This window comes from Streptomyces sp. NPDC048257, from assembly GCF_043201855.1.
In the GTDB taxonomy this organism is placed as follows: domain Bacteria; phylum Actinomycetota; class Actinomycetes; order Streptomycetales; family Streptomycetaceae; genus Streptomyces.
In genome coordinates, this window is record NZ_JBICZI010000003.1 from 226413 (window position 1) to 252194 (window position 25782).

Genomic DNA, 25782 nt, shown 5'->3' on the forward strand with positions numbered 1-25782 from the left:
GTGCGTGCGGTCGCAAGGCCGAGGAGGGAGCCGACCCGGAGCGTCGGCGACCGACGAGAACGCGGCGAGCGCGCGTGCCGGGTGACGCGAGCCCGACCTGATCGACAAGACCCCCCTAAGGGCTGTCCCGTAATCCCGGGTGGATCAGCGCGCGGCGTCAGATGCGGTGCATCGCAAGGCGGAGGCACGTCCTCATACTGTGCGTATCCGGGCGTTCCGACAACGCAGCGACGTGCCGTAGCTGTCGTCGTGCGCCCGCCGGGGATTACGGGACAGCCCTTAGGCTGCCCTCCGTGAACGTCATCCGCTCCGGCGTTGGGCTCGGCCTAGCCGCCGACGGCCGCGGCGGTATGGTCGAGGATCGCGGTGACGATGGTCGACCAGTCGGCCCGCTCGACCCCGTGACCGGCATCCTCCAGAACCAACAGCCTTCCCTCGGAGAGCTGTTCGGCAAGGGCCTCACCGTGCCGGAGCGGGAACATCGGATCGGCGGTCCCGTGGATCACCAGCGTGGGAACGGCGATCGGGGACAGCGGCTCCGGCGAGAGCTCGCCGTCCGGAAGCAAGTCGTGGTTGCGGGCCGCGGCGAAATCGTTCGCGCGCTCGACGTCGCGACGGACAAGGCTGCGGGCGGCGCTCTCGTCGAACGGGCGCCGGCCCCCTGCGAGCACACGCGCGTAGTCGACCTGGTGGTCGATCACCGAGTCGGCAGCCGACCAATCGACCTGCACGGTCGAGACGAACCGTGCGAACTCCTCGGTCGGCGGCGGCAGCTCACGGTCCCCGGGCCCCGGGACGGCGCGGGAGGTGCTGATGAGGACGAGTGAGAGGACCCGCCCGGGGTGGGCGAGCGCGAGCAGCTGCGCGAGTGCCCCTCCGGCCGAGACACCCACGACGTGCGCGGCCGGGATCTGACGGGCGTCGAGCACCCGGGCCGCGTCACCGACCAGGTCCGCTCCGGTGTACCCGGGGCGGCCCGGCTCGTAGGTGACCGAACGGCCGGTGTCGCGGTGGTCGTAGCGGATCACGTAGCGCCCGCCCGCGGCGAGCATCCGGCAGAAACCCTCCTCCCACCACAGCATGGAGGCCCCCATGCCCATGACGAGCAGGACGGGCGGGGCCGACGGGTCACCGAAGGACTCGGTGCACAGTCTGATGCCGTCCACATCGACCACGCGCTCGGTCATTGTTCCTCCTGCATTCCGTCCCGAGGACGCCCCGGCGGCACGCACGGGCTGACCCGCGCGGGACGGATCAGCCGGCCGCCGCGGACAGCAGTACGTCCACGAGTCTGTCCGCAGCGTCCGGCCTCCCGTACCCACGGGCCCGCTCCGCCATCGCCGCCCTCCCGGCGGCGTCGGTCAGGAGCGGGCCGACGGCCTCCGCGAGGGTCCGCCCGGTGACCTCTCCGAGCAGGGCCACCGCAGCGCCCGCATCCGCCAAGTGCCGCGCGTTGTGCGCCTGCTCGTTCCCGGCGGAGGTGGCAAGGGGGACGAACACCGCGGGCTTGCCCAGCGCGGTCAGCTCCGCCAGAGTCCCCGCCCCGGACCGGGACACCACCACATCCGCGAGCGCCAGCACGTCCGGCAACTCCGGCCCGACGAAGCCGGTCAGGTGGTACCGGCCCGCGAGGACGGGGTCGAGGCCCGCAGCAGCCGATCGGAGGTCATCGACATGGGCCGGGCCGCACTGATGGATCACGTTCGCGTGGCTCAGCAGCCACGGAAGCACCTCCCGCACAACGCCGTTGATCTGCTGGGCGCCCTGCGCCCCGCCCGTGACGTAAACGGTCGGAAGACGCCGGTCGAACGCCGTCAGGTTCAGCGCCTGCACCGCTTTGTCGGGGTGCCCGGTCAGGACCTCGGGCCTGACCGGATTGCCGGTGACGATCGCCCGGCCGCGAACCTCGGCCGGCAGCAGCGGCAGCGAGGACTCGGAGGACACCGCGATCCGTGTCGCCGAGCCGGCCAGCTTCCGGTTCGCCAGCCCCAGCCGGACCGTCTGCTCGTGCAGTACCAGAGGGCGTCGGCACAACCGGGCGGCCAGCCCGGCGGGGACCGCCACGTACCCGCCCGTCGCCAGGACCACGTCCGGCCGGAACTCGGCCACGATCGCACGGGCCTGGACCACTCCGAGCGGCACCCGTGACATGTCCTTCACGTTCGCCGCCGAGAGCATCTTCAGGGGGTTCGCCGATCTGCGGATCTTCCCCGTGGCGACCGTCCTGAACGCGATGCCCTCGGCCGGAGCGACGCGCGCCTCCAGACCGTCCGCGGTTCCGATCCACAGCACGTCGAGCGAGGTGCCCTCGGCCGCGAGCCGGGGACGCAGCGTGCGGATCGCTGTCAGGGCGGGATAGGTGTGACCGCCCGTCCCGCCGCCTGTCACGAGCAGCCGGAAGGAACGGGGGCGCGATGAAGTGTCCACCCCGCAACCCTACTGGCCTGCCCGTCTGCGGCCGCCGATCATCATACGGATCTCCGCGGTGTCGGCCACGGGCTCTGCGGTTTCGCCACCGAGGTGGGGACGGCCTCGGCCGGTGAAGTGCCCGTGCGGCGGTCATTCACCCGGACAGCCCAAGGAGCGCGGGGTCCTTGAGACGCCTACGCTGAAACGGCAACCCCGCCGACACGCCCCGAGTCCCGCGGTCACGGGCGGTGCGTCCGGCCCAGTGCACCGAAAGGCGGTTACGACATGGCCACCAGGTCTGACGCTCCTGTTCTCGACACCCTCGCCGCAATGACCATCGACTCCATCGAGCACTGCGGCATGGACGAGAAGACACTCATCACCACGCGCATCGCCGCCCTCGTCGCGATGGACGCACCGGCCATCTCCTACCTGGCCCACATCAGCCCCGCCGTGAAGGCCGACTTCACCGTGGAACAGCTCCAGGACGTTCTCGTCGCGATCGCCCCCGTCGTGGGCACGGCACGCGTCATGTCGGCCGCCGGCCACATCGCCCAGGCATTCGGCGTCGCCATAGCCATGGCCGAAAGCGAAGCCGAAGCCATGGCGAACGCCGAAGCGGAGAGCCGCCACAAGTCCTGATCCCCCGACTTCGCGGGCCGGGCGGACGGTTCCGGTGAACGCGCCCGCCCGTCCGGCCGAGCCCCGTCCGCGACGCCGTCTCCCGGGATCGGGGCGGCGCCCCTGTACGGAGCCGGTCCGGGTCAGTGGAACAGCATGGACGCGTCCCCGGCCGGGGTGGTGACCGATCCCGGACACAGGAAGCTGCCCGAGGTCTTGGTGGCGGTGAAGTCCCGGTTGACGTACTTCCCGCTCGTCGCATTGCGGTCCCACACGATGTTCGTCGCCTTGTAGCGGCACGAGATGAAGCTCATCTTGCCGGTGATGTCGATCAGATCGGTCCGCGCGGTGCCTGCGGCGTCGTCGAAGGTGAACGCGGGGTTGTTGTTGAGCGTGGCGGATATGCCGCCGCCGCAAGCCAGGTTGCCGCCCGGCGCGTTGATCGTGCTGCGGTCGACCGTGAGGGCGTTCGGGGGAAGGGCGCTGGTGCTCGCGTTGGTCCAGCTGCAGCTGTTGCCGGCGACCACCATCACGCCGTCGACCTTCTGGTCGGCGGCCGGGGCGCCGGGGCCGTGCGCGAGGGCGGTACCGGTACCGGTGAACGCCGCTGCGACGACCAGCGCCGCGATCCCGGCGAAGCGTGAGATGCGGGTGGTGGGGGTGGTGCGGGTGGTGCGGACGGTACGCCTGATGTGCCTCATGATTCGCTCCTCCATGCCACGTACTGGTGGGGGTGGGCGAGGCGCTGGGCCTCACAGAGTGTGCGGAGTGCGTGCCGGGAGAGTCCCACAGCCGCCCTGAAGTGTCAGGAGCATGTCAGGGCGTTGCCCGGAATTGGCCGAAAATGCCGAGGCGCAGCCGAGCCGGGCGCGGGAACGTTCCGGTCGAAGTCCCGGATCGTCCAGGCCGTTTCGTGCGCGATTCCGGCTGTTCGACCGATGCCTGCCGGGCCGCCCGGGACGTCCGTCCTCTGGCCTGATGACACCGGTACCCCGATCGTGGAGGTCTACGATGATCAAGATCGCGGACCTGGCCCCGCTGCCCGGGGCGAGACCGAGGGCACCGAGCCGAGGGCGACGAAGGGAAGTACCCATGCGGCCGAACGGGACGGACGGGAGCACCTGCGCGTGCTGACGGCCACCTGCCTGCTGGGCGCAGACGGGATCACGGACCGGGCCACCCGCGGCCACGACCCGGACCGGTTCGTGCAGATCGGCTCTCTGAGCAAGGCGATGACCGGAACGATCCTGACCCAGCTGGCGGTCCAGGGGATGACTGTAGGTTCCGAATAGAGATGTCGTTGTCCAAGTGATTTGTCATCAACTTGTCGTCCGACTCGCCCAGCTGAGTCTCTACTGCGGCCCGGCCCGTGACCATATGACCGGGTCTGGGGGCCAGATGCGGATCGAGGCGACAGCCCACGATGCGCTGGCAGATGAGCTGGCGTTACCCCGCTCTAGGGGCGGCGGGCCAGCAAGTGGGCATCGAGGAAGCCCCGCTCGGAGGCCGGGTCGTGGATCAGCCGGGCGACCGTGATGAGCCCAGCCCCGGCCAGCAATTCGGCGAACCGATCCACCGGCCAGCTATACGCAGGCGTCACCTTGTGGTCGAAGCGGACCGGCTCCGGTCCGTCGGTCGCGAAGAATGAGACCAAGAGCAGGCCCCCAGGCGCCAGGACACGTACCTGCTCGGCAAGCAGCGCGGGCAGTTCCCCAGGCGGGGTATGGATCATTGAGTAGTGGGCCAGCACGCCGCCGAGCGCGCCGTCCTCGACCGGCAGGGCCTCCATCCGCGCCTCGTCGAACCGCAGCGCCGGATGGGCCCGCCGGGCGTGGTCGACCATAGCCGGGGAGAGGTCGAGTCCGAAGGCGTCCAGCCCCAAGTCGTGCAGCATGGCCGTCAGATGTCCGGGTCCACACCCGACGTCGGCCGCCCGCGGGATTCCCGTCCCGCGCACCAGCTCGGCAAAGGTGCCGATCATGTTCCGCGCGAATGGCTGCGTCTCCAGCCGATTGGCAAACATCGACGCATACAGCTCGACGACTCCGTCGTAGGCCGCCCTGGTTTGTTCCTGGTGCTCCACCATGGGAAGGAAGCTAACATCCCGCACCTTCGCAGCTTCTCCGGCCCCGTGCCGCCCCCGCCTCGGCGCCAACGTCACGCTGGTAGTCCGCGGTCCAGCCTTTCGTTTGGTTTGTCCGCCTTTCGGCTCGGGATCGCGCTGGTGGTGGCCAGTGTCCTGGTGTCGAAGACATCGGACACGAAGGGGCGACCATGGGGACTGGTGCGGGCGGCGAGGACGCGAGAGATAGCCGGACAGTCCGGGTCACGTATCGGCGGGGCAACGGACGGCTGGTCGAGGCCCCGTTCGACCGGATTCCGGTGGACGAGGTCGCCAGAGGACTGCCCGTACGCGAGTTCCGTTGGTACCGGGGCCGGAAGCACTATTCGGGCTGGTACCACGCCTCGACGACGGGCCGGATGGTGGCCTACGAGAGCCGGTTGGAGCTCGCACGCATCCTGATCGCCGACTTCGCCAGGGACGTCACGGAGATCGCGGCCCAGCCCTTCCAACTGGTCGGCTGGGACGGTACGCGCATCCGTCGCCACGTTCCCGATCTGTTCCTCGTCCATGCCGACGGTCTGGTGACCGTCGTGGACGTCAAAGCTCCCTCTCGCATGAAGGATTCCAAGGTGATCGCACAGTTCGACTGGACACGCCAGGTGTGTGCGCGTCGCGGCTGGGTCTATGAGACCTGGTCGGGGGCCGAGCCTGCCGTCGTGGAGAACGTGCGCTTCCTGGCCGGCTACCGGCGCCGCGACCTGGTGGAGACCTCGCTCATTGCGCGCGTGCTGGACGCCGCGGTGGACCAGCCGACGATCGGCGGCATCGAGGCCGCGCTGGCCGGAAAGCCGTGCGAGATCGTCCGTCCGGTCGTCCTGCACCTGGTCTGGTCCGGCCAGCTCGTCACCAACCTGCGTGCACCGCTCAACCTTGCGAGCCGAATCCGGGTGGTGGCATGAGCACCTACGCGATGACCTTGTTCCCGGGGGCCCGACTCTTCTTCGGCGGTGACGTCGTCGAGGTCGTGGTCATCGAGGGTCTGCGGACGACGGTCCGCAGCGAACGGACAGGCGAGTACAGCTCCGTTCCGCTCGGGCGGTTGGCAGCCGGAGCCCGGTCGATCGGAGGTCCCGCGCCGGCCGCCGCGGAGGGGGTTGGCATTCTGCTGGCGGGCTTGTCGGCCGACCAGCGTCAGCGTCTGGAGGAACGGGCGGGGCACGTCCGCGAGGTGCTCAACGGCTACCGCTCCGGGCACCCCGGCAGTGCTCTGCCGGCCGAACCCAGGCCCGCCTACGATCCCGATCTTCCGCTGAAGGACCGGACTGCGGCAAAGGCCGCTGAGCTGGGTGTCTCGGCTCGCACGCTTCAGCGGTGGCTGACCGCCTACCGGGAGAGCGGTGAGGTCGGCCTCGTCGATGCCCGCTCGGGAAGGGCCTCAAGCGTCGATCCCCGTTGGGAGGAGGCAGTGCGTCGGGTGATGGCGGAGTCGGTGACCGCTTCGACCCCGACGCGGTCGGCTCTGCTGCTGCGGGCCGAGGAACGGCTGAACGGCGAGTACGGCAGGGGGACTGTTCCTGTCCCGTCCCGGAGCACGGCCTACGCCCGGCTCGCGTGGCTAGCCAAGGGCACGAACGCGGTCTCCGGCAGCGCCAAGGCCCGCCGCTCGATCGCGGAGAGGCCGCAGGGCACCTACGGGCGGCTGCGGGCCACCCGGCCCGGTGAGTACGTCGTGCTCGACACCCAGGACCTGGACATCTTCGCCATGGAACCGGTGACCTGCCGCTGGGTTCCGATCCAGCTGACCGTCGCCCAGGACCTGTTCTCTCGCTGCATCGTCGGCCTGCGGGTAACGGCCTGCTCGACGAAGTCGGTGGACGTCGCCGGCGTGCTGTTCGAGGCGGTATGCCCTCCGCTGGAGGACACGGTCCGGCCCGCGCTAGCTCCTTACCACGGGCTGTGGGACGAGGTGGTGTTCACCGAGGACGGGCTCGTGCCGGGCGGCGGGTTGTGTCCGCCGGAGACGCTGGTCATCGATCACGGGCGGGCGTTCATGTCCGCGCACGTGATCGGGGTCTGCACGCGGCTGGGGATGTCGATTCAGCCGGCCCAGCCGAAGAAGCCCACGGACAAGCCGACTGTCGAACGCTTCTTCCGCACCTTGCGGGAGGGGCTGATTCAGCACCTTCCCGCCTACAAGGGGCCCGACGTCCACAGCCGCGGACAGGCCGTCGAGGACGCCGCGTTCTTCTTCATCCACGAGGTGGAGGAGGTCATCCGTGAGTGGATCGCGGAGGTCTTTACCGACCGTGAGTTGTGCCGCCAGTGATGTCCGTCTGGGCCTGTGACATGGACGTCATGGGCTCGTTTACCGACCGGGACCGGGACGTCTGTCATGTCTCGGAGTCGGTACGGAGGACGAGTGGTACGGCACGTGGTGATCGGGGACTTGAGGGTCCAGCAGATCGAGCGGAAGGACGGACGGCGATCGTGGACGATCGTGTGGCCCGAGGGCACGGAACACACCGAGGCGGACCGGTTCCTGCGCGTCCATGACGGCTCGGGGACGCAGAGGACGTACGCGTATCTGCTGGTGGATCACCTGCGGTGGCTGGAGCGTGAGTGCCTGGCCTTCGACACGGTCCAGTTGCGGGACCTGGAACGGTACATGGGCATCGTCGGCGCCGAGGTCCGCATGCCGCTCGGCGAACCGTGGCGGGTCGGCAAGCGTCCCTATGGCCGGTCCGCGCTGTCGGCCGCGGCATCCTGCCTGAAGGGCTTCTACCTTCACCAAGCCTCGCTCGGTGTCGGCGTTGAGCTCGGCGGGAAGCTGGACGGTACCCGACTTCCGTCGCGGGTGGATCGTCGTCGCTCGTTCCTCGGTCACGTGAAGTCGGCGATGCCGGCGAACCCGCTCAGTCCGAAGGGCCCGCACCGTCGGCACCCGAAGATGCTCCCCGACGGCGCCCGGGAGAGTCTGCTGGAGGTCGTGAACGCCGCCCGGGACCGGCTGGTGGTGGCCTGGCTCGCCGACGGCGGGCTCCGCATCGGCGAGCTCTGCGGGCTGCACCTGGTCGACCTGCACCTGCGGGAGAACGCGGCCTGCGGCGAGTGCCGCAGCCCTCACCTGCACGTCTGCTACCGCCCGAGCAACTCGAACCGGGCCGAGGCCAAGACCAAGCACCCCTGGCGGGTTGAGGACGGCACGGTGACCGGCGGGCTGATCAAGAGGGTCAGCCCGGCGATGGTGCACGCTTACTTCGAGTACATGACCACCGAGTACCCGCGCGGCGCCGGGCACGGCATGCTCCTGGTCCAGCTGCACGGCGCCGATGCCGGGCAGCCCTGGGCGCCGGTCGGGGCCCGCCGGATGCTCGGACGGGCCGGGAAACGTGCTGGTCTGGGGCTGGTGAAACCCCATGCCTTCCGGCACACGTTCACCTCCGCGGTTCTCGACGCCGCCGACGGCAACCTGCTGATCGCCCGGGATGCCGGCGGCTGGGCCTCGGCCGCCACGGTCGACGAGGTCTACGGGCACGTCGACGTCCACGACCCCACCTTCGACGCCGCCCTGCGCACGGTCTGGGGTGAGGCCCGGTGACCATCACGTCGCTGCTGCCGCGGCAGGACCCCCGCACGGGCCGGGACCGCCTGGAGGTCCTCACCGCGCTGATCAACGCGCCGTCCTTCGACCCGCTGTTCCGCCCGGACCTCGTCACGATCCCGCCCGATCACCCCGTCTATCGCTGGAACTGCCTGGTCGCGGACTGCGAACGGACCACGATGGGCCACGGCGACCTGTGCTCGGCCCACGAGATGCTCTGGCGTCGGCAGCGTGATGCCGGGAGGTCGCGAGCCGACTTCCTGCGCACTGCGCCACCCGCCGGCCCTGGCCAGGAGGTGGAAGAGCGCCCCTGCCGAATCTGCCCCGACCGGCCCGCCCGCCACCTGACCCTGGACCTCTGCCACCACCATCAGTTCCGCTGGTATCACCACCGTGACCGCCATGGCGCCGACGCCGACTTCGACGGCTGGCTCGCCGACCAGCAAGCGGCCCCCGGCTACGGAATCTGCCTGGTCCAGGTCTGCCCCGACCTGGCGGACTCGCCGCTGGGGCTGTGCTTCCGCCACGACCGGAGCTACCGCAATCAGCACCGCCCCGGAGGGGCGGTGCTGCCCAGTCAGTGGGGCAACCGCTATGAACGCACCGGCCGGCCCACCCCGGTCGAGTACACGGACGAGCCGGCCTTCCGCCGGTGGTGCACGACGGCCGCAGCCGTGCTGCGGCCCGCGCAGGTCAACCTCCGGGGCCTGCACCCGCTGTTGCGAGCCGAGATCCAGTGGGGCATGTTCTGGCACACCCAACGACCCCACGGCCGCTGGGAGTTGGCACCGCTGCAGCGGCTGGCGAACTACGCACGCGCGCACGGCCTGCGCTCCTTGACCGACGTGGGCTGGGACGACGCGGACCAGCGCAAGGCGGTCACCCGCGAGGGCGTCTACACCGCCCAGGCCATCGCGGGCGCCCTGCACCCTCTCTACGTGACGCCGGAGGAGACCCGCGAACTCGGCTACATCCTCACCGAGCACTTCGGCCGCAAGCTCACCGGCCGCGCGATCCGCATCGACCTCACCGGCGTCTCCCAGCGATGGCTGCGCGACCTGATCTGGGACCACCTGGTCGCGATCTTGCGTTCTCCCAGCTGCCCCCGCAGCGGAGGCACCTTCGACGACATGCGCCGAGCCGGGCTGGAGCTGAGCGCCTTCTTCGAACTCCACGCTCCCGCGCGAGGCCACGACCCACGGGCGTTGACGGCCGAGCACATGCACCAGTTCGTCGCCGACCAGCGGCAACGCGAACGGGACGGCCTCGTCTCGCTCGCGGCCAGGGGCGTCCACGGCAAGCCGTCGATCGTGACCGCCAACACCCGGCAGCGCGTCTTCCACCGCACCCGGCGGCTCCTGCGCGGGGCTCTGGAATCGGGCGAGGCCGGACGCCTCGGCCTGGACCGGGCCTTCATCGCCGCCATTCCCGCCCCGGGGCGGATGATCAGCCGCGCTCGGCCGCCGTTCGCCGACGAGGTCGCCCGCGCGCTCGCCGAGGAGAGCAACCTGGTCAGGCTCGCGGAGACCTACGACCCCTTCGACCGCGGCCTGCGGGACGCCTGGGAGACGATCATCGTCACCGGCCGCCGCTGCGGCGAGGTTCTCAAACTCCGCCTGGACTGCCTCGGCCGCTACGGCGGCCTCCCCATGCTCTGGCATGACCAGACCAAGGTCGGCAACTACGACCAGGCCCTGCGGATCCCCGAACGGGTCCACCAGCTCCTGCAGGATCGCCAGCGCAAGACCCTCGCCCTGTTCGAGACCCGGAACAACCGGCCGCCCACCACCGAGGAACGGGCCCAGATGGCGCTGTTCCCGACCAACCAGCGCAACCGCAACGGACGCACGCCGCTGTCCTACAAGTGGTTCCACAAGGGCTTCAAGCTCTGGATCGACGAGCTCGACATCGGCCGGTGGGTCCCCCATCAGGCCCGGCACAGTCTGGCCACCAGCCTGCTGCGGGCCGGCGCGAGCCTGACTCACGTCCGCCGCTACCTCGGCCACGTCTCCGAGCGGATGGCCGAGCACTACATCCACCTGACCCAGTCCGACCTCGAGGACGTCCTCCAGCACGTCTGGGTCACCGGCCCCGGCACCACCAGCCCCGGAGAACTCCTCACCGAGCCAACGGCCCCGCTCACCCGTGAGCAGGCTCAGGCTCTCGCGATCGACCTGTCCCGCCGCAGCACCCCCGCGGAGGGCGGGTTCTGCACCTTCCAGCCAGTCGTCGACGGCGGCGCCTGCCCCTGGAACCTCGACTGCCACAACTGCGACAAGTTCGTCCTCTCCGGCGCCGACCTCCTCTACTGGCGGCGCAAGCGCGAACAGTGGCGGCTGCTGGCCGAAGGCGCCCCCGACGACGCCACCGCCGATTACCTCCACCGCTACTTCGAGCCCACCGCCCGCGCCATCGACGGCCTGGAGAAGGCTCTCGCCGGCCTCGGCCTCCTCGACGACGCCCTCGCCCTGGACCTGCGCAAACCCCAGGACTACTTCCACCGCGTGTGGTCCACCGCCTTCCGCGCCGCCGATCTCGCCGACGCGGGCGCCAAGGACGAAGGCGAGTGCAGCGATACGTGCACAACCGACGACGACTCCGAACGGGCCATCGCATGAACGCCGCCACCGTCCCCGAACCCCGCACCGCCGCTGCCCTGGCGGCCCGCCGGCGGAAGACCGAGACCGCACTCCAACGGGTCCACGAGACGATCGGTCAGCTTCGGCGAGAGAAGGCCCAGGTCAGCGTCGCGGCGGTCGCCCGCCGAGCGGACGTCTCCCGCACCTTCCTCTACGACAATCCCGAAGCCCGAGCCGCCGTCGCCACCGCCTTGACCGAGGCTGGCGAAGGCCGATCCCAGACCCTCGCCGACCAGGACAGTGAACGCGAGGCAACCTGGCGCGAACGCGCACTGAACGCCGAGAAAGCCCTCAAGGCCGCCCACGGCGAGATCCTCGTCCAGCGCACCCGCATCGGCGAACTCCTCGGCCAGATCCGCGACTTGAAGGCCGAGTGGACCGAGGAGGCCATCCAGCGGATCACCACCGAGAACACCACCCTCAAGCAGCGGGTCCGCCAGCTCACGGCCGACAACCGCACTCTCGACGAGCGGCTCAAGGCAGCCCGCTCCAACCTTCGCTTCCAGGACCGACGCGTCGCCGACCTCGAAGCCCAGATCGCCGACTCAACGGTGCGCTGAATCACCTCGGCCGAGTTCGGACACGGTCGCACCGGCCAAGGCCGGTGCGACCGCGTCGCCGAGGCGGATGCTGAGCTGGGAACCCAGTTCCTGGAAGCCCAGCGCAAGCGCCACACGCTTTGACGGATGCGGCCGTGCTCTCCATTGCGGAAGCAGCCCAGCGTCAAGTGCATGCGCCACCGCCGCAGACGCCACGACCCGCGCCAGCCCTCGGCCTCGATGACCCGGCGCAACGAGCACACTCAGGTGAGCCGCCGACTGCGGCCAAGCTTGATAGCCGGCCGCGGCAACCACGTCGTCACTCTCGCGGAGGACGAAGGCGGGAGAGGTGATGTCCTCCAAGCCGCTTTCGCCGGCGTCCTCTTCACCAGCACGGGCCAGGAGTGCGGCCACCTCGTCAGCGCCGCACACCGCCTCCTCGACGGCGGCGCCGCCTTGCGCAGGCAGGAAGTCGGCGCGGTCGAGATAGAAGAGGGACGCAGGACCAAGTACGTCGAGGACGGGCAACACCTCACGCAAGCGGTCCTTGTCGACGAGCTCCTCAGCGGACAGCTTGCTTGAAGCGCCCGCCATCAGCTGGGCGACCTGCACGCTCGGCACGGTGACGATGCTGGCTCCGCCGAGGACTACGATCCCTGTCCACAACGGCGGACACAACTGCGAGCTGGGAGAGACCACAACGTTCGCCCCGTCCGAGGAGGAGAACTCCACTGGCTTCACGGCCAGGTGTGTCCATAGCTCCCGGGCCCGGTCAAGCAAGAGATCGCTAGTCATGGCCGTATCGTGTCGGTCCCCACACCCCTGGACGACTGATTTACAAGGGCAGAGGCCCCAGGCGCCCTCGCGCTGCGACGCCTCGCGCACCACGCTTCCGCTCGCAGCTCGACGACCACGCGAACGAGCGACAACAACGCCCCCAACTCGCCGTCGCGGACATGTAGTCTATGAATCGTCGCAGTTCAGAGCAGGTTCACGAGCTCCTGCGGTCGGTAAAGTGGGCTACCACCGTCGTGAGCACGACGGACTGGTCATCCCGCAGTGGCCGAAGCTGTCGCTGTCCCCGCTGGAGATGCTGCGCATCGGTCTGGCCCGCGCCGGGCGGCTTCGCATGCCGGCCTCGCCGGACCTGGCCTTTCAGTTCCTCGCGGTCAAGCCGCGCACGATCCAGCACTACGGGGTCGAGGTCGATGGCCTGCGTTATAACGGGCCCGTGCTGGACGGCTACCGCAACGCGCCCAGCCCCTACACCGGTCTGGGACGGCAGTGGCCGATCCACGTCAACCCTGACGACGTGCGGTTCGTCTACTTCCAGGACCCGGCCGACGACTCCTGGCATCCGCTGCTCTGGGAACACGCTCCCGCGCTGACGATGGCCTTCAGCGGGGAGGCCGCCGCCTATGCCCGCCGTCTGGCCGCACGCGAGGGCCGGCACATCGACGCCTCACAGGCTCTTTCGGATCTGCTGGCCCGCTGGGACCAGGGCATGGTCACCGACCGGCGCGAACGCCGCATGGCGGTGCGGCTGTCGGCGGAACGCGGCGCTCTGTCCCTGCCGGTGCTGCCCGAGCAGTCCGGCCCCCTGACGCCTCCGGAGCTGAGGCTGGTGCCCGAGCTGCCGGCCGGAGACAGCGACGAGGAGGACGAGCTGTTCGACGCCCCCGAGGGCGACGACTTCTACGCCGACGCCTTCGAGGTGATCGAGTGAGGCAGCCCAACCTGTTCAGCCTCTCCCGCAAAGAGGGCTGGCGCCGCTTCGCCGACGCCGCGCCGCGGCTGCGGCCCGAGACACTGACCCGGGCCCAACTGACCGCGCTGGGCGAGGCGGCAGCCGAGGACTACAACGACTCGCGGCACGACTGGCACGCGAACTTCGGCATCGTGCAGACGCCGCAGCTCGCGGGCATCCACGACGAACTCGAACAGATCGTCGCGAGCAACCGGCAGGACGGCGACCGCATCCGCTCCGCCGCCGTCATCGACGCGCTGCCGGGACTGGGCAAGACCACCATCGCCAACCTGTTCGGCCGCGACTTCGACCGCCAGCAGATGCGCCGCCTGTCCACGGTCACTGAGGCCGGGCACGAACGCATTCCCGTCTTCCGTGTCGGGCTGACCTCCAACACCACCCTGCGAACCCTGAACCGGATGATCTGCGAGTACTACGGCCACCCTGCCACCGACCGGGCGAACGCCGCCGCCCTGGCCAGTCACGCTCTGGACTGCGTCCTGTCCTGCGAGACCCAGCTCGACATCATCGACGACATCCACTTCATCGACCTGGATCGCCGCGACGGCCTGGCGGTGTCGAACCATCTCAAGTGGCTCGCCAACGAGCTGCCGGTCACCTTCATCTATGTCGGTGTCGGCCTGGCCGAGCGGCGGTTCTTCGCTGACGGCCTGACCGGCAAGAACGTGGCCCTGGCCCAGACCGCCCGCCGTTGGACCCGTCTGGGTGTCGAACCGTTCCGTCTCGACACCGAGCAGGGCCGACGCCACTGGCGGAGCCTGATCAAGTCCACCGAACGGCGACTCGTCCTCGCCGAGCACCGGCCCGGGATGCTGCTGCACAACGCCGACTACCTTTTCGAACGCACCAGCGGGCACATCGGGTCGTACTTCACGCTGCTCATGCGCGGCTGCTACCGCGCGATCCGCACCGGTACGGAAGCCGTCACCCGCGAGGTCCTCGACGGCGTTCGACTCGATGAGGCATCCGAGCAGGCCCGCAAGCAGCTGGCCGCCACCGTGGCCCACGCGAAGACCACCTCCGCACTCGGTGACGCCTCGTGACCGAAACACGTGTGCTGCCCCTGCGGATGCCGATCCTGGACGGCGAGAGCCTGGACAGCTGGCTGGAGGCGATGGGCCGCCGCAACGGCCTGACGTTCTCCACGTTCCTGCGCGTCCTTGGCCTGTCCCGGCACTACCTGACCCGCCTGCTGGTCAGCGACCTGCCCGTCTCCATGCTGCGCGAGCTGGAGGTCCGCGCCGGTCTTCCGGTCGGCCGTCTCGATCACGCGGTGATCGACAGCGACTTCCCCTTCAGCCCCAGGCGGCAGCGACGATGCCGGTTCTGTCCCCAGTGCCTCGCCGAGCGGGAAGGACGCTGGCTGCTGAAGTGGTGGCTGCCCTGGACATTCGCCTGCACCGCCCACGAGGCCCTGCTGCACGACACCTGTCCCGGCTGCGGCGAAGGAGTACGCGTCAGGCTGCCTGGCCACACCCTCCGGTTCCCGGCAGGAACCTGCACCCGCGGATCCCGGCTCGCGTCGGTCTGCGGCACCGACCTGACCAGCGCCAAGCTCCTTGCACTGGACTCCGATCACCCGTTGCTCGCCGCCCAGCTCCGCGTCGACGTCCTGCTCGCCGGCCCGTCCAGGGCCCACACGGTGCTGGCCGATCTGAATCAGTGCACGTCATGGCTGATGCACACGATCGACGACAACGACATCCAGACGATGGGGCCGGTGATCCGAGACCGGTGGCACCGCAGGCCGCTGGCCACGCGGACACCCGCCGACCGGGCCAAGCCGCTCGGCGCCGCCGTGAGCGGCGTCATCGCTCACGCGGCTCTGCCGTTCCTCGACACATCCGACGAAACCTTCGCCGCCGGCACTCTCCACGTCCTGCGAGCCCGGCACGACACCCCGAACAAGGTGATCCCCCGAGGCATGACCACCGAACAGTGGTCCCAGCTCTCACCTGGCACACAGCGCCGGTTCCTGCACGCCGGCGACCAGATCATGGGCGCCCTGGACCGCGTCCGTTTCTCCTCCTCCACCCCACGCGCCCACGTCCCCCGGCCCGGTGATCACAGCGCGAGTGCACGCATCCGGCACGTTCCGCAGCTGCTCTGGCCCGGTTGGACAGTGCGGCTCATGCCCCAAGAGGGAATGCAGGATAACCTCTTCCGCGGCATCGCCGCCGCACTGCTCCTGCTGCCCGGAGAACCGGCCCTGCGGGCACGCGGCATCACCGATCGGCTGGGACCGCACCTACCGAACGCCATGACCGTCACCTTGCAGCGAGCCCTCAAGTCCGGCCACCCGGACGTGCTCACCGCGCTCTGCAACCTCGCCCACCACCTCGACGACCACGGCAGCCCCATCGACTACGAGCGCCGGCGGCGCCTCGTCCCCGCGGCCCCGATCAGCCCCGACCAGTGGCGCGAGCTCTGCTTCCGCACCGGCACCCAGCCCGGTGAACAGCTCAACAACAAGACCACCCAGGCCCCCCGCTACCTCAATGCCCAGCGCTACCTCAACCAGCTCCTGACCGGAGCCGACCTGACCGATCCCGGTACTTCGCCTTCCCTCCCTCCCTGACCCTCGACCAGCGAGACGCTCTGCATCAGCACGCGATCGGCGTCCTGCACGACCTGAACATCGACGAGCCCCTGACCTGGGAGCCGCCGCAAGAATGCGCCGATGGACTCGACCTCCCGGCCGTCGCCTCGACGACATCGACCTGGAAGAAGTACGCCGCATCGTCATCACCGACCAGCGGGCGCCCCGAGAAGCGGCCGGGCAACTGGATACCACCCTCACCCATATCCGGTTCGCACTCGAACAGGTCCCCCGCGAACCCCGCGAGTGGGGCAGGTCATCCAGTGTCGGCTCCTGGCGCCTCCACCAGCAGGCCAAGGACGTCCTCACCACGGACTTCCTGCAACGCGAGTACGTCGACGGCGACAAGACCCTGACCCGCATCGCACAAGAAACCGGAATCCCCCGCCACATCGCCGTCGTCCAAGCCCGCGCCCTCGGCTTCACCGTCCGCCGCACCCGCAAGCCCTTCCCCATCGACGAGACCTGGCTGCGCGAGCAATACCTCACCCACAAGCGCTCGACCCTCGACATCGCCGAAGAACTCGGCACCGAAGACGAGACGGTCCGCCGACGCCTCAAGCACCTGAACATTCCCCTCCGGCCCCCAGGAGTGCACAGCCGCACCATCATGACCGCCAAGATCGACACCAGCCTCCCCCGCGATGTCCGGTCCGCCGTCGAAGGCACCCTCCACGGCTGGCTCCGCCTCCACCGCTTCCAGATCGCCATGCGCTTCCCGTCCCTCGACAGCGCCGCCCACCACCTGAAGACCGAACCCAACGCGCTGGTCACACAGTTCAAGCGACTGGAACGCGACATCGGCACACACCTCTTCGCCAGGGCAGCCTTCGGCCGCCCTCAACAGCCCACCCCACGGGGCCGACAACTACTTCGGCACCTCGAAACCGACCGCCTCAAGGCCCTGATGACCGCCTCATTCCCGCACGACCACACCCCCGCCCCACCCGACGACCACGTCCTGGAAGCCGCTCATACCAAGTTCCAGACCCGCCGCAACCCCGGCCCGCCCACCCCCTTCGACGACATCGCCGTCGAACGCATCCGCGTCACCAAGCCAACGCTCGCCCTCCTGCACGATCTGCTCGCCCGACCGCAACAGGAGTTCTACGGAGCCGAGGTCATCGCACGCACCGGACTCGACCCAGGCACCGTCTATCCCAAGCTCAAGCGGCTCGAACGAGCAGGCTGGCTCACCAGTCGGCTCGAAGACGACGCCACCTGGATGAACAGAGCCACCCCAGGCCGCGGACCCGGCAAGCGCCGCACCTTCTACACCCTCACAGCCGAGGGCCACCGCGCCGCCCGGCACGAAACCCAACACCGCACCGCGGTCTGAAGAAACCGACAGATCGGCCGGACAAAGCCCCGACAAGAAGCCCGGACAGCACCCCAAAACACCAGGTCACGTCGCCACCAGCCGACAAATCAAGTCGGAACCTACAATGACCGGCCTCGACGCACCGCTCGATGACTGCCTCCCCGAGGTGCCTCCCGGCACCGGAATAACCCTGCGACACCTCGCCGAGCACACCTCGGGGCTGCCACGCCTTCCCCCTGGCGACACCGGTACCACCGCCGATCCGTACATCGGCTTCACCGAGGACTCGCTCAGCGAGCTGCTGTCCGGCCTGGACCGGCTGGCGACCGGACAGCCCGGCGTCTCGGAGTACTCCAACCTCGGCTACGCGATTCTCGGGCGGGCACTGACCGAAGCGTCCGGGCGCACCTACCAGCAGCTGGTCGACGAGCACGTCCTGGCCCCGTTGGGCCTGGCGGCGGGCGACATCACGGCGAACCCACCCCACGACCGGCGGCTGGTGGCCAGCACCCTCCTCGGCCGTCCCCGACCCACCTGGACCCTGACCGGGCCGATCCTGTCCGCCGGTGGCCTGTGGTCCACCCCGCGGATCCTGGCCGCCGCCGTGGTCGGCCTGCTGGTCGAACGCAGGCTGGGACCGCCGGCGCCCACCTGGCAACGGGCCCAGTCGGTGCTGTGGCACAACGGCGCCACGCACGGAGCGTCCGCCATCGCCGTGGCACACGACGACGGCCGCTGGCTCGTGCTCCACCGCTTGAGCAGCAACGCCCGGCGCACCGACCGCATGGCGATCAAAGCGCTCCGGTCCTCGGGCCCGATCACGGGGTCCTGACACGCTCCGGCGGGAGACCCCGGAGACCTCGCCGTCCCTCTCCCCCGACGCGTCGACGGCATGGGAGCGATGCGGTCAGTGACCGGTGCGTTCGATCAAGTCTGCCTGGTCCGACGGTGGCTGGGCGCGGCCGTCGGCGAACGCCGCGGCGAAGGCGTCCTCACCCAGGGCCGCGCGGAGGCGGGCGGTCGCCCTGTCCACGTCGTGCCGTTCGGCCGCCGGCAGCGGGGTGCCGACGGACTCCCGGAGGGCTGCGGCCGTACCGAGGAGGGCCGCAGCCGCGGCGGGGTGGTCCCCGGTCACGGATCCGGCGCCGGCCAGCCCCTCGAAGGCCAGGGCCAGGGCCCGCGGGTCCCCCGACCGGCGGGCCGCCGCGAGGCCGTCCCGGTGCCGGGTCTGCGCCAGCGGAGCGTCGCCGCGCAGCTCGGCGACGTACCCCAGCTGCGCCTGGATCAGCGCGACGCCGATGTCCACCCCCAGCCTGCGGTTCCAGTCGAGCCACGGCAGCAGCCATGCCTCGGCGGCGTCCAGGGCGCCGTCCCGGCGGGCTCCGAGTGCCAGGCCGATCTCGGCGAACTGCTGGGCCGGCCGGTGCGACTGCTCGTCGGCCAGCCGCCGGGCCCGCTCGTGGAGCTCCGCGGCCCGTGCGGTGTCCCCCGACAGCAGGGCGATACGGCCCTGCCGTGCCAGCCGGAAGGAGACCTGCGTCCAGAGCTCCAGTTCCTGCGCGCTCCGCGCACCGTCCTCGTGCAGCCGGGCGGCCGCCGGGTAGTCCCCGCCGATCTCGGCGAGGATGCCCAGCTGTTCCGTGGCCTGCAACCGGCCCCACTGGTCGCCGAGTTCCGCGAACAGCCGGGATCCGGCGTCGGCGTTGCGGCGCAGTTGCACGAGGTCTCCTCGGTACAGGGCCCGGGTGGCGAGGCTGCTGAGCGCGGCCGCCTCTCCCCACCGGTCGCCGAGGCCCCGGAACACCGCCGGGAACCCGTCGAGGACATCGTCGTCGGCGGCGTCACTGCGCCCACCCGCGAAACCGAGGCGGGCGAACTCCAGCAGCCATCTCCCCCGCGGGTCGGCGCCGTCGAAGTCGCCGCCGAGGAGGCTGTCGTCCCCGGCGAACACCGCGAAGGCGGCCAGCCGGACCCGCGCTCCGGCGACGTCCGACGCGGCCCGTCCACCGCCCCCGGCCCTGGACCCGGCCACGGTCACGGCCCCCGCCGCGCACGCCAGGGCGGACTCCAACGCCGCCCGGGCATCGCCGATCCTGCCCCGCAGGCACCAGTACCAGGACGACGCGTTGACCAGCCGCAGCGCGACACCGGCCGCTCCCGCCGCCACCGCATGGTCCAGCGCGGCACGCACGTTGAGGCCTTCGGTGTCCAGACGGCGCAGCCATACGCGCTGCTCGGGCCCGTGCAGATGGGCCGTGGCCCGCTCCGCGAGGTCGGTGAAGTGCTCGGCGTGCCTCCGCCGCGCGGGTGCCGCCTCGCCCGCCTCGCCGAGCCGTTCCAGCCCGTACGCGGACACCGATTCCAGCATCCGGTAGCGCGGCGGTCCGGCGGCGTCCCCGCCACCACCGTACGGCGCGACGAGCAGCGAGCAGTCGACCAGCCGCGTGACGAGGTCCAGGACGTCCTCGGCGGCCGTGTCCCCCGCGGCACACACCGACTCGGCCGACTCCAGGGTGAACCCGCCGGAGAACACGGCCAGTCGGCGCAGCACCGCCCGTTCGGCCGGGGCCAGCAGCTCCCAGCTCCAGTCGATCATCGCCCGCAGGGTCCGCTGCCGTGCGGGCGCGTCCCGCCGGACCTGGTTGAGCAGCCGGAACCGGTCGTGCAGCCGCTCCGCCAGCGCGTGCACGCCGAGCGTCCTGACCCGGGTGGCGGCCAGTTCGAGGGCGAGCGGGAGCCCGTCGAGGCGGCGGCACACCAGGGCCACGGCCTCGGCGTTGTCGGGGCCCAGGGCGAACCCGGGGGCGCCGGCGGCGGCGCGGGCGGCGAAGAGTTCCATCGCCTCGGCCCCGGCGAGCGGGGCGACGGCTTCCAGTACCTCGCCGGAGAGGGCCAGCGGCTCCTGGCTGGTGGCGAGGACGCGCAGCCCGGGAGCCTGCCGCAGGAGCTGCTCGACCAGCGGCGCCACGGACTCGACGACGTGCTCGCAGTTGTCGAGTACGAGGAGCAGCCGGCGCGCGGTGAGGGCCGCGGCCAGCCGGTCGCGGGCGATGTCCTCGCCTCCGGAACCGGTACCGGAGGCGGGTCCCTGAACGGGGCCGGCGCCGCTGTCCGCGTCCTCGCGGACCCCGAGGGCGGCCGCGACGAACCCGGCCACGGCGCCCTGCGCGCCCGCGAGTTCGACGAAGCGGACGCCGTCGGGGCACAGGCCCGGCTCGGCGTCGGCAAGGCGGGCCGCGGCGGCGAGCGCGAGGCGGGTCTTGCCGACACCGCCGGGCCCGGTGAGCGTCACCAGACGACCGGCCCCGACCGCCGCGCAGACCCGGGCGACGGCTTCCTCCCGCCCGACGAGCGAACTGACGGGGGTGGGGAGGTTCGCCGCCGGCCCGGACCGCTCCCCCGCGGCGCCGGGCACCGGCCGGGGCCCGGCGGCAGGGGCCTGGGCCGGGGCCGGGGCCGGGGCATCCGGAGCCGTGGCCCCCGCGGCCGGGGCAGCCGCCGTGAGCTGCGGATCCTGCCGCAGGATCGCCTCGTACAGTGCCCCGAGTTCGGCCCCCGGGTCGATGCCCAGCTCCTCCGCGAAGAGTTCCGCCACCTCCCTGTAGGCCGCGAGCGCCTCACCCTGCCGCCCCGCCCCGTACAGCGCCCGCATCTGAGCGGCCCGCAGCCGCTGCCGCAGCGGGTGCTCCGCGATCAGGGCGGCCAACTCATCTGCCAGCACTCCGTGTTCGCCCATCTCCAGCCGGGCCTCCGCGAGGTCCTCCTGCGCCGTGATCCGCTGCTCCGCCAGCCGGACGACCTCGGTCCGCACGAAGTCGGCGTCCGGGAAGTCGGCGTAGGCGGGCCCGCGCCACAGCCCGAGCGCCTCCGACAGCAGCGTGGCGCGCGCCCCCGGGCCGGTCTCCTTGCGGGCGAGCGCGGTCAGTTCGGCGAACCGGCCCGCGTCCACCGCGTCGTCGTCCACCCGCAGGGCGTAGCCCGCCGGGCCGAAGCCGACCAGGGCCCGGCCCCCTTCCTCGGCCCCGGCCAGGATGCGCCGTAGCTGGGAGACCTTCGTCTGCAGGGTGTTCCCCGGGTTGCCCGGCAGGTCCTCGCCCCACAGCTCGTCGATCAGCCGGTCCACGGGCACGGGCCGCCCGTACCGCACGAGCAGCGCGCCCAGCAGCGCCCGGACCTTCGCCTCGGGTACGGGGACGGGGGTCCCGTCGTCGGTTCGCACGGTCAGTGGGCCCAGCACCTCGAAACGCATGCCGCAACGTTACTTCCCCCACGTCAACAGGCCCTGCACGGGCCGTTGGTCACCCCAGCGGTGCCGCGGGTCACCCGCACCTGCCCCCGTGCCCGATCCCGTGCGTGACCCCGTGCGTGATCCGTGCGCGGCCCGTGCGCGGCCCCTTGCAAGGTGTTCCTGTGACCGCGACCGAGCGGTCCGCACCGAAAGGAACACGTCATGACCGTCTCCCGTGAAATCCGCCTCGCCTCCCGCCCCGTCGGCGCCCCGAAGCCCGAGAACTTCCAGCTGGTCACCACCGACCTCCCCGAGCCCGGCGAGGGCCAGATCCTGGTCCGCAACACCTGGATGTCGGTGGACCCGTACATGCGGGGCCGGATGGACGACGCCCCCTCCTACATCCCGCCCTTCGCCCTGGACGCCGCCCTCGAAGGCAGCGCGGTCGGCGAGGTGGTCGCCTCCCGCTCCGCGTCCGTGCCGGCCGGGGCGACCGTCTCGCACTTCCTCGGCTGGCGGGAGTACGCGGTCCTGGACGCCGGCGCCGCCACCGTCGTCGACACCTCGATCGCCTCGCCGACCGACTACCTCGGCGCTCTGGGCACCACCGGCCTGACCGCGTACGCCGCGCTCACCCGGACCGCGCCGGTCGAGGAGGGTGACGTCGTCTTCGTCTCCGCCGCGGCCGGGGCGGTGGGCAGCATCGCCGGCCAGCTGGCCCGGCAGTTGGGCGCGTCCCGGGTCATCGGCTCGGCCGGCGGCCCCCACAAGACCAAGAAGCTGCTGGACGTGTTCGGCTACGACGCGGCCGTCGACTACCGCCAGGGCGATCTGCCCGGTCAGCTCGCCGAGGCCGCCCCCGAGGGCATCGACGTCTACCTCGACGCCGTCGGCGGCGACCACCTCCAGGCGGCCATCGGCGCGATCCGCCCCGGCGGGCGGATCGCCATGGTCGGTGCGATCAGCGGCTACAACGCCACGGAGCCGGCGCCCGGGCCCGACAACCTCTTCCGGGCCGCGGCCCGCGAGGTGACCCTGCGGGGAATGCTCGTCTCCAGCCACTTCGACCTGTTCCCGGAGTGGATCGGCAAGGCGGCCGGCTGGCTGGCCGACGGGACCCTGCGTACGGAGGAGACCGTCGCCGACGGGATCGAGCGGGCGGCCGACGCCTTCCTCGGGGTGCTGAGCGGTGCCAACACCGGCAAGATGCTGGTCCGTCTGGGCGCGGGCCGATGAGCGCGGCCGCCCCGGGCGGGCGGGCGCTGGTCGTCCTGGCCCACCCGCGGACCGATTCCCTGACCGCGCAGCTCGCCGGGCGGGCGCGGTCCCGCCTGGCGGCGGACGGGTTCGCCGTGGACGTACTCGACCTGCACGCCGAGGGGTTCGACCCCCGGATGGGCCCCGAGGACGAACCGGACTGGGCGGACGCCGGCAAGGAGTACTCGGCCGAGGTCCGCGCCCACATGGCCCGCGTCGCGGCGGCGGACGTGATCGTGGTGGTGTTCCCGCTCTGGTGGTTCGGTTTGCCGGCGATCCTCAAGGGCTGGATCGACCGGGTGTGGAACTACGGCTTCGCCTACGGCGGCCGGAGCCGCGGCACGCTGACGGGGAAGCGGATGCTCTGGATCCCCCTCGTGAGCTACTCGGAGGCCGAGTTCACCCGCGCGGGCTGGGACCGGACGGTGGAGCACACCCTCCGGGTGGGGATCTCGGAGTTCTGTGGCATTAAGGACACGGCGGTCCGGTTCGTGTACGACTCCCTGCGGGTCGGCGAGGCGGCGCTGGACACCGTGGACGAGGAGGTGGGCAGTCAGAGGCGATGAGGAACGTCGAGGGGAAGGGCGCCCTCGGTACGCAGCAGCAGGAGGGCGATGTCGTCGGTGCGGGGCGCGTCGCGGTGGGCGTGCTCGATGAGTTCGTCCGCCAGATCAGCGAGCGGGAGGTGCTCGGGGGCGTCGTGGATACAGGCCGCGACCGCATCGATGGCCTCCTCGATGTCCCGGCCGGGGGCTTCGACGAGGCCATCGGTGTAGAGGGCGAGGAGGTCGCCGGGACAGAAGGGGATCTCGACGGCCGTGTACGAGGCCCCGGGGTCGATGCCCAGGAGGAGCCCGGCCGGCAGGTCCAGCATCTCGGTCGTCCCGCCGGCGTGGCGCAGCACGGGCGGCGGGTGGCCTGCGGAGGCGAGGCGGGCGGTGTGACCGGCGAGGTCGATGTGGATGTACAGGCAGCTGGTGAAGAGCCCCGGTTCGAGGTCGGTCACGAGCCGGTTGGTGCGGGCGAGGACCTCTTCCGGGGGTGCGCCGGCGCCCGCGTGGACGGCGGTGCGGACCTGGCCCATGAGGGCGGCGGCGTTCACGTTGTGGCCCTGGACGTCGCCGATGGCGGCCGCGACGGTGGTGTCGTCGATGCGGATGAGGTCGTAGAAGTCGCCACCGATGTCGAGGCCGTACGCGGCGGGCAGGTAGCGGGCGGCCACCTCGAGGCGGGGGACGCGCGGCAGGGTGTGCGGCAGGAGCCCGGTCTGCAGGCTGCGGGCCAGCTGGTGGGCGGCGTCGTAGAGGCGGGCCCGGTCCAGGGCCTGCGCGATCAGCCCGGCGATCGAGGTCAGGACGGCGCGTTCGCCGGGGGCGAAGGTACGGGGGTGTGCGTAGCCGAGGACGAGGCAGCCGGTGGGGCGCTTGGAGGCGATCAGGGGCAGGAACGCCCAGGCCGCCATGCCGTCCTCGATCGCCGCGTCGGGGTGGGCGGCCAGGAGTTCGCCCACGTCGCCGAAGAACAGGGGTGCGGCGCTGCGCAGGATGTGGGTGAGGGCGGTGTCGGCCGAGGTGGAGGTGCCGTCGAGCTCTGCCACGTGCTGGGCGGAGTATCCGCGGTGGCCGACGATCCGCACCCGCCCGTCCTGCTCGGCGAGGAGGGCCATGGCGTGCGCGCCGAGCGAGGGGACCAGCTGGTCCGCGGCCTTCTCGACGACGTCCTGCGCGTGGGCGGCCTCGGTGAGGGTGGCGGCGAGCAGCATGAGCGGGTAGAGCGCGGTGGCCCGGCTGGGCGCGGTCTGCTCGGGGGTTTCCCGTCGGGCGGGGGCCGGCGGGGTGGGTTCGTCACTCCCCGTGGTGATCCGGACGCTGATACCGGTGTTGTCCGGGTAGAGATCGAAGCGCAGGGGCTCTCCGGCGGGGCGGGCGGCGGTGAAGGTGCGCGGCATCCGGCTCATCGCGGCGGCCCGGTAGTGGTTCTCGATGGTGGGGGTGTCCATCCAGGGAAGGGCCTCCCAGGGCAGGGTTCCGAGCAGAGCGGCGACCGGCGCGCCGAGCAGGTCGGCGGCCTCCTGGGTGATGAAGGTGATGGTGCCGTTCAGGTCGAGTGCGCAGTTCCCTCCGGGGAGGCGCCGGACGAAGGCCACGGTGGCCGCCGCCTCTGCGGGGCCCGGCGTGGGGGGTGGCAGGGGTCGCAGGATGACCGGATGCGGGGCCGGAAGCAGCGGCAGGCCTTCGCCGGCGGCGCGCAGCAGGATGCTCCCCAGGCGGTGGCGGGCCGATTCCAGGGCTCGGTGCTCCCGCTCGTGGAGGTCTGGCCCGTGCGAGCCCGGCCACAGGAACACCAGCCCGGCCCCCGTCGGCCCGGCGGGCCCGTGGGTGGTGTCCGCGGTGAGCGGGGCGGCCGCGAGGGCGAAGTCGTACGGGAGGACGAGGCCGAGGCGCGGGTAGCGGCGGGCCGTGTCCTCCTGGCCGCCGAGCCAGACCAGCCGGTCGTCGCGGACCGCGTCGGCCACCGGGATGGGGTCGTCCAGGCCGACCCGGGACCAGGGTGCCGCGAACTCGCGCGAGAGCCCGGAGGCCAGTGTCAGGTGCAGGACGCGGCGGGCGGGGTCGGGGTCGGGCAGGTAGAGCATGCCGATGGACGCTCCCGCGTCGGCGCAGGCCTCGACCAGTGCCTCTCTCAGCGCACGCCGGTCGGCCTGCTGACCGCGCCCCGGAACGTTTCGCACGTAA

At 71.3% G+C, this 25782-nt stretch carries 21 protein-coding genes; 14 read left to right on the top strand and 7 right to left on the bottom strand.

Annotation, left to right across the window (positions count from 1 at the left end; genetic code table 11):
* Positions 1 to 326 precede the first annotated feature (326 nt).
* Complete coding sequence (locus ACGFZK_RS08580) at positions 327 to 1187, bottom strand: alpha/beta fold hydrolase (RefSeq protein WP_393848102.1); 861 nt, start codon at positions 1185 to 1187, stop codon at positions 327 to 329.
* Between the two features lie 67 nt (positions 1188 to 1254).
* On the bottom strand, positions 1255 to 2427 hold the full coding sequence (locus tag ACGFZK_RS08585) for a glycosyltransferase (RefSeq protein ID WP_393848103.1): 1173 nt from the start codon (positions 2425 to 2427) through the stop codon (positions 1255 to 1257).
* 267 nt (positions 2428 to 2694) lie between these two features.
* Here ACGFZK_RS08585 and ACGFZK_RS08590 point away from each other — a divergent pair, with 267 nt between their 5' ends.
* Positions 2695 to 3051, top strand: a complete 357-nt coding sequence (locus ACGFZK_RS08590; RefSeq protein ID WP_393848104.1) for a carboxymuconolactone decarboxylase — start codon at positions 2695 to 2697, stop codon at positions 3049 to 3051.
* A gap of 122 nt (positions 3052 to 3173) precedes the next feature.
* On the opposite strand, the gene ACGFZK_RS08595 is transcribed toward ACGFZK_RS08590, so the two are convergent.
* Positions 3174 to 3731: a hypothetical protein gene (locus ACGFZK_RS08595; RefSeq protein ID WP_393848105.1), complete on the bottom strand. Its 558-nt coding sequence runs from the start codon at positions 3729 to 3731 to the stop codon at positions 3174 to 3176.
* Positions 3732 to 4157: 426 nt separating this feature from the next.
* On the opposite strand from ACGFZK_RS08595, the gene ACGFZK_RS08600 reads away from it, so the two are divergent.
* Positions 4158 to 4322 carry a hypothetical protein gene (locus tag ACGFZK_RS08600; protein ID WP_393848106.1) on the top strand — a complete coding sequence of 55 codons (165 nt, stop codon included), beginning with the start codon at positions 4158 to 4160 and terminating at the stop codon, positions 4320 to 4322.
* Positions 4323 to 4486: 164 nt separating this feature from the next.
* Here ACGFZK_RS08600 and ACGFZK_RS08605 read toward each other — a convergent pair whose 3' ends face one another.
* Positions 4487 to 5116 carry a class I SAM-dependent methyltransferase gene (locus ACGFZK_RS08605; RefSeq protein ID WP_393848107.1) on the bottom strand — a complete coding sequence of 210 codons (630 nt, stop codon included), beginning with the start codon at positions 5114 to 5116 and terminating at the stop codon, positions 4487 to 4489.
* Between the two features lie 188 nt (positions 5117 to 5304).
* Between ACGFZK_RS08605 and ACGFZK_RS08610 the strand changes: the two genes are divergently transcribed.
* From ACGFZK_RS08610 to ACGFZK_RS08630, 5 genes are all read left to right on the top strand, one after another.
* Positions 5305 to 6054 carry a TnsA-like heteromeric transposase endonuclease subunit gene (locus ACGFZK_RS08610; protein WP_393848108.1) on the top strand — a complete coding sequence of 250 codons (750 nt, stop codon included), beginning with the start codon at positions 5305 to 5307 and terminating at the stop codon, positions 6052 to 6054.
* Between the two features lie 215 nt (positions 6055 to 6269).
* A complete protein-coding gene (locus ACGFZK_RS08615; RefSeq protein ID WP_393848109.1) occupies positions 6270 to 7421 on the top strand; it encodes a hypothetical protein in 1152 nt (383 codons plus the stop codon).
* 93 nt (positions 7422 to 7514) lie between these two features.
* Complete coding sequence (locus ACGFZK_RS08620) at positions 7515 to 8693, top strand: tyrosine-type recombinase/integrase (RefSeq protein WP_393848110.1); 1179 nt, start codon at positions 7515 to 7517, stop codon at positions 8691 to 8693.
* The gene (locus ACGFZK_RS08625) at positions 8690 to 11314 is read left to right on the top strand and encodes a tyrosine-type recombinase/integrase (protein ID WP_393848111.1); all 2625 of its coding nucleotides are present in this window, start codon (positions 8690 to 8692) and stop codon (positions 11312 to 11314) included. Before ACGFZK_RS08620 ends, ACGFZK_RS08625 begins: the two co-directional genes overlap by 4 nt.
* Positions 11311 to 11895, top strand: coding sequence for a DUF6262 family protein (locus ACGFZK_RS08630; protein WP_393848112.1), 585 nt, complete (start codon positions 11311 to 11313; stop codon positions 11893 to 11895). Before ACGFZK_RS08625 ends, ACGFZK_RS08630 begins: the two co-directional genes overlap by 4 nt.
* Here ACGFZK_RS08630 and ACGFZK_RS08635 read toward each other — a convergent pair.
* A complete protein-coding gene (locus ACGFZK_RS08635) occupies positions 11881 to 12669 on the bottom strand; it encodes a GNAT family N-acetyltransferase (protein ID WP_393848113.1) in 789 nt (262 codons plus the stop codon). The two genes, ACGFZK_RS08630 and ACGFZK_RS08635, sit on opposite strands and share 15 nt — an antisense overlap.
* A gap of 220 nt (positions 12670 to 12889) precedes the next feature.
* Here ACGFZK_RS08635 and ACGFZK_RS08640 point away from each other — a divergent pair, with 220 nt between their 5' ends.
* The 5 genes from ACGFZK_RS08640 (at position 12890) to ACGFZK_RS08660 (ending at position 18394) form a co-directional block, all read left to right on the top strand.
* Entirely contained in the window at positions 12890 to 13600 is a 711-nt protein-coding gene (locus ACGFZK_RS08640; protein ID WP_393848114.1) for a Mu transposase C-terminal domain-containing protein, read from the top strand.
* Positions 13597 to 14685 carry a TniB family NTP-binding protein gene (locus ACGFZK_RS08645; RefSeq protein WP_393848115.1) on the top strand — a complete coding sequence of 363 codons (1089 nt, stop codon included), beginning with the start codon at positions 13597 to 13599 and terminating at the stop codon, positions 14683 to 14685. Before ACGFZK_RS08640 ends, ACGFZK_RS08645 begins: the two co-directional genes overlap by 4 nt.
* On the top strand, positions 14682 to 16220 hold the full coding sequence (locus ACGFZK_RS08650) for a TniQ family protein (RefSeq protein ID WP_393848116.1): 1539 nt from the start codon (positions 14682 to 14684) through the stop codon (positions 16218 to 16220). The genes ACGFZK_RS08645 and ACGFZK_RS08650 overlap by 4 nt, the downstream gene beginning before the upstream one ends.
* A 94-nt stretch (positions 16221 to 16314) precedes the next feature.
* On the top strand, positions 16315 to 17580 hold the full coding sequence (locus ACGFZK_RS08655; RefSeq protein WP_393848117.1) for a LysR family transcriptional regulator: 1266 nt from the start codon (positions 16315 to 16317) through the stop codon (positions 17578 to 17580).
* Positions 17581 to 17686: 106 nt separating this feature from the next.
* A complete protein-coding gene (locus ACGFZK_RS08660) occupies positions 17687 to 18394 on the top strand; it encodes a serine hydrolase domain-containing protein (RefSeq protein ID WP_393848118.1) in 708 nt (235 codons plus the stop codon).
* Between the two features lie 75 nt (positions 18395 to 18469).
* Here the strand turns inward: ACGFZK_RS08660 and ACGFZK_RS08665 are convergent, their stop codons facing one another.
* Positions 18470 to 21811 (bottom strand): BTAD domain-containing putative transcriptional regulator, encoded by a 3342-nt coding sequence (locus ACGFZK_RS08665; RefSeq protein WP_393848119.1) that lies wholly within the window; start codon positions 21809 to 21811, stop codon positions 18470 to 18472.
* A gap of 201 nt (positions 21812 to 22012) precedes the next feature.
* Here ACGFZK_RS08665 and ACGFZK_RS08670 point away from each other — a divergent pair, with 201 nt between their 5' ends.
* Complete coding sequence (locus tag ACGFZK_RS08670; protein WP_393848120.1) at positions 22013 to 23026, top strand: NADP-dependent oxidoreductase; 1014 nt, start codon at positions 22013 to 22015, stop codon at positions 23024 to 23026.
* Positions 23023 to 23613, top strand: coding sequence for an NAD(P)H oxidoreductase (locus tag ACGFZK_RS08675; protein ID WP_393848121.1), 591 nt, complete (start codon positions 23023 to 23025; stop codon positions 23611 to 23613). The genes ACGFZK_RS08670 and ACGFZK_RS08675 overlap by 4 nt, the downstream gene beginning before the upstream one ends.
* Here ACGFZK_RS08675 and ACGFZK_RS08680 read toward each other — a convergent pair.
* Positions 23601 to 25778: a SpoIIE family protein phosphatase gene (locus ACGFZK_RS08680; protein WP_393848122.1), complete on the bottom strand. Its 2178-nt coding sequence runs from the start codon at positions 25776 to 25778 to the stop codon at positions 23601 to 23603. The two genes, ACGFZK_RS08675 and ACGFZK_RS08680, sit on opposite strands and share 13 nt — an antisense overlap.
* Between the last annotated feature and the right edge of the window lie 4 nt (positions 25779 to 25782).

What these genes read in the sequence shown, in the direction of transcription:
- ACGFZK_RS08580 (WP_393848102.1), bottom strand. Translation starts at nt 1,187, where the DNA reads ATGACCGAGCGCGTGGTCGATGTGGACGGCATCAGACTGTGCACCGAG.
- ACGFZK_RS08590 (WP_393848104.1), top strand. Translation starts at nt 2,695, where the DNA reads ATGGCCACCAGGTCTGACGCTCCTGTTCTCGACACCCTCGCCGCAATG.
- ACGFZK_RS08595 (WP_393848105.1), bottom strand. Translation starts at nt 3,731, where the DNA reads ATGAGGCACATCAGGCGTACCGTCCGCACCACCCGCACCACCCCCACC.
- ACGFZK_RS08605 (WP_393848107.1), bottom strand. Translation starts at nt 5,116, where the DNA reads ATGGTGGAGCACCAGGAACAAACCAGGGCGGCCTACGACGGAGTCGTC.
- ACGFZK_RS08610 (WP_393848108.1), top strand. Translation starts at nt 5,305, where the DNA reads ATGGGGACTGGTGCGGGCGGCGAGGACGCGAGAGATAGCCGGACAGTC.
- ACGFZK_RS08630 (WP_393848112.1), top strand. Translation starts at nt 11,311, where the DNA reads ATGAACGCCGCCACCGTCCCCGAACCCCGCACCGCCGCTGCCCTGGCG.
- ACGFZK_RS08635 (WP_393848113.1), bottom strand. Translation starts at nt 12,669, where the DNA reads ATGACTAGCGATCTCTTGCTTGACCGGGCCCGGGAGCTATGGACACAC.
- ACGFZK_RS08655 (WP_393848117.1), top strand. Translation starts at nt 16,315, where the DNA reads ATGCGCCGATGGACTCGACCTCCCGGCCGTCGCCTCGACGACATCGAC.
- ACGFZK_RS08660 (WP_393848118.1), top strand. Translation starts at nt 17,687, where the DNA reads ATGACCGGCCTCGACGCACCGCTCGATGACTGCCTCCCCGAGGTGCCT.
- ACGFZK_RS08665 (WP_393848119.1), bottom strand. Translation starts at nt 21,811, where the DNA reads ATGCGTTTCGAGGTGCTGGGCCCACTGACCGTGCGAACCGACGACGGG.
- ACGFZK_RS08670 (WP_393848120.1), top strand. Translation starts at nt 22,013, where the DNA reads ATGACCGTCTCCCGTGAAATCCGCCTCGCCTCCCGCCCCGTCGGCGCC.
- ACGFZK_RS08675 (WP_393848121.1), top strand. Translation starts at nt 23,023, where the DNA reads ATGAGCGCGGCCGCCCCGGGCGGGCGGGCGCTGGTCGTCCTGGCCCAC.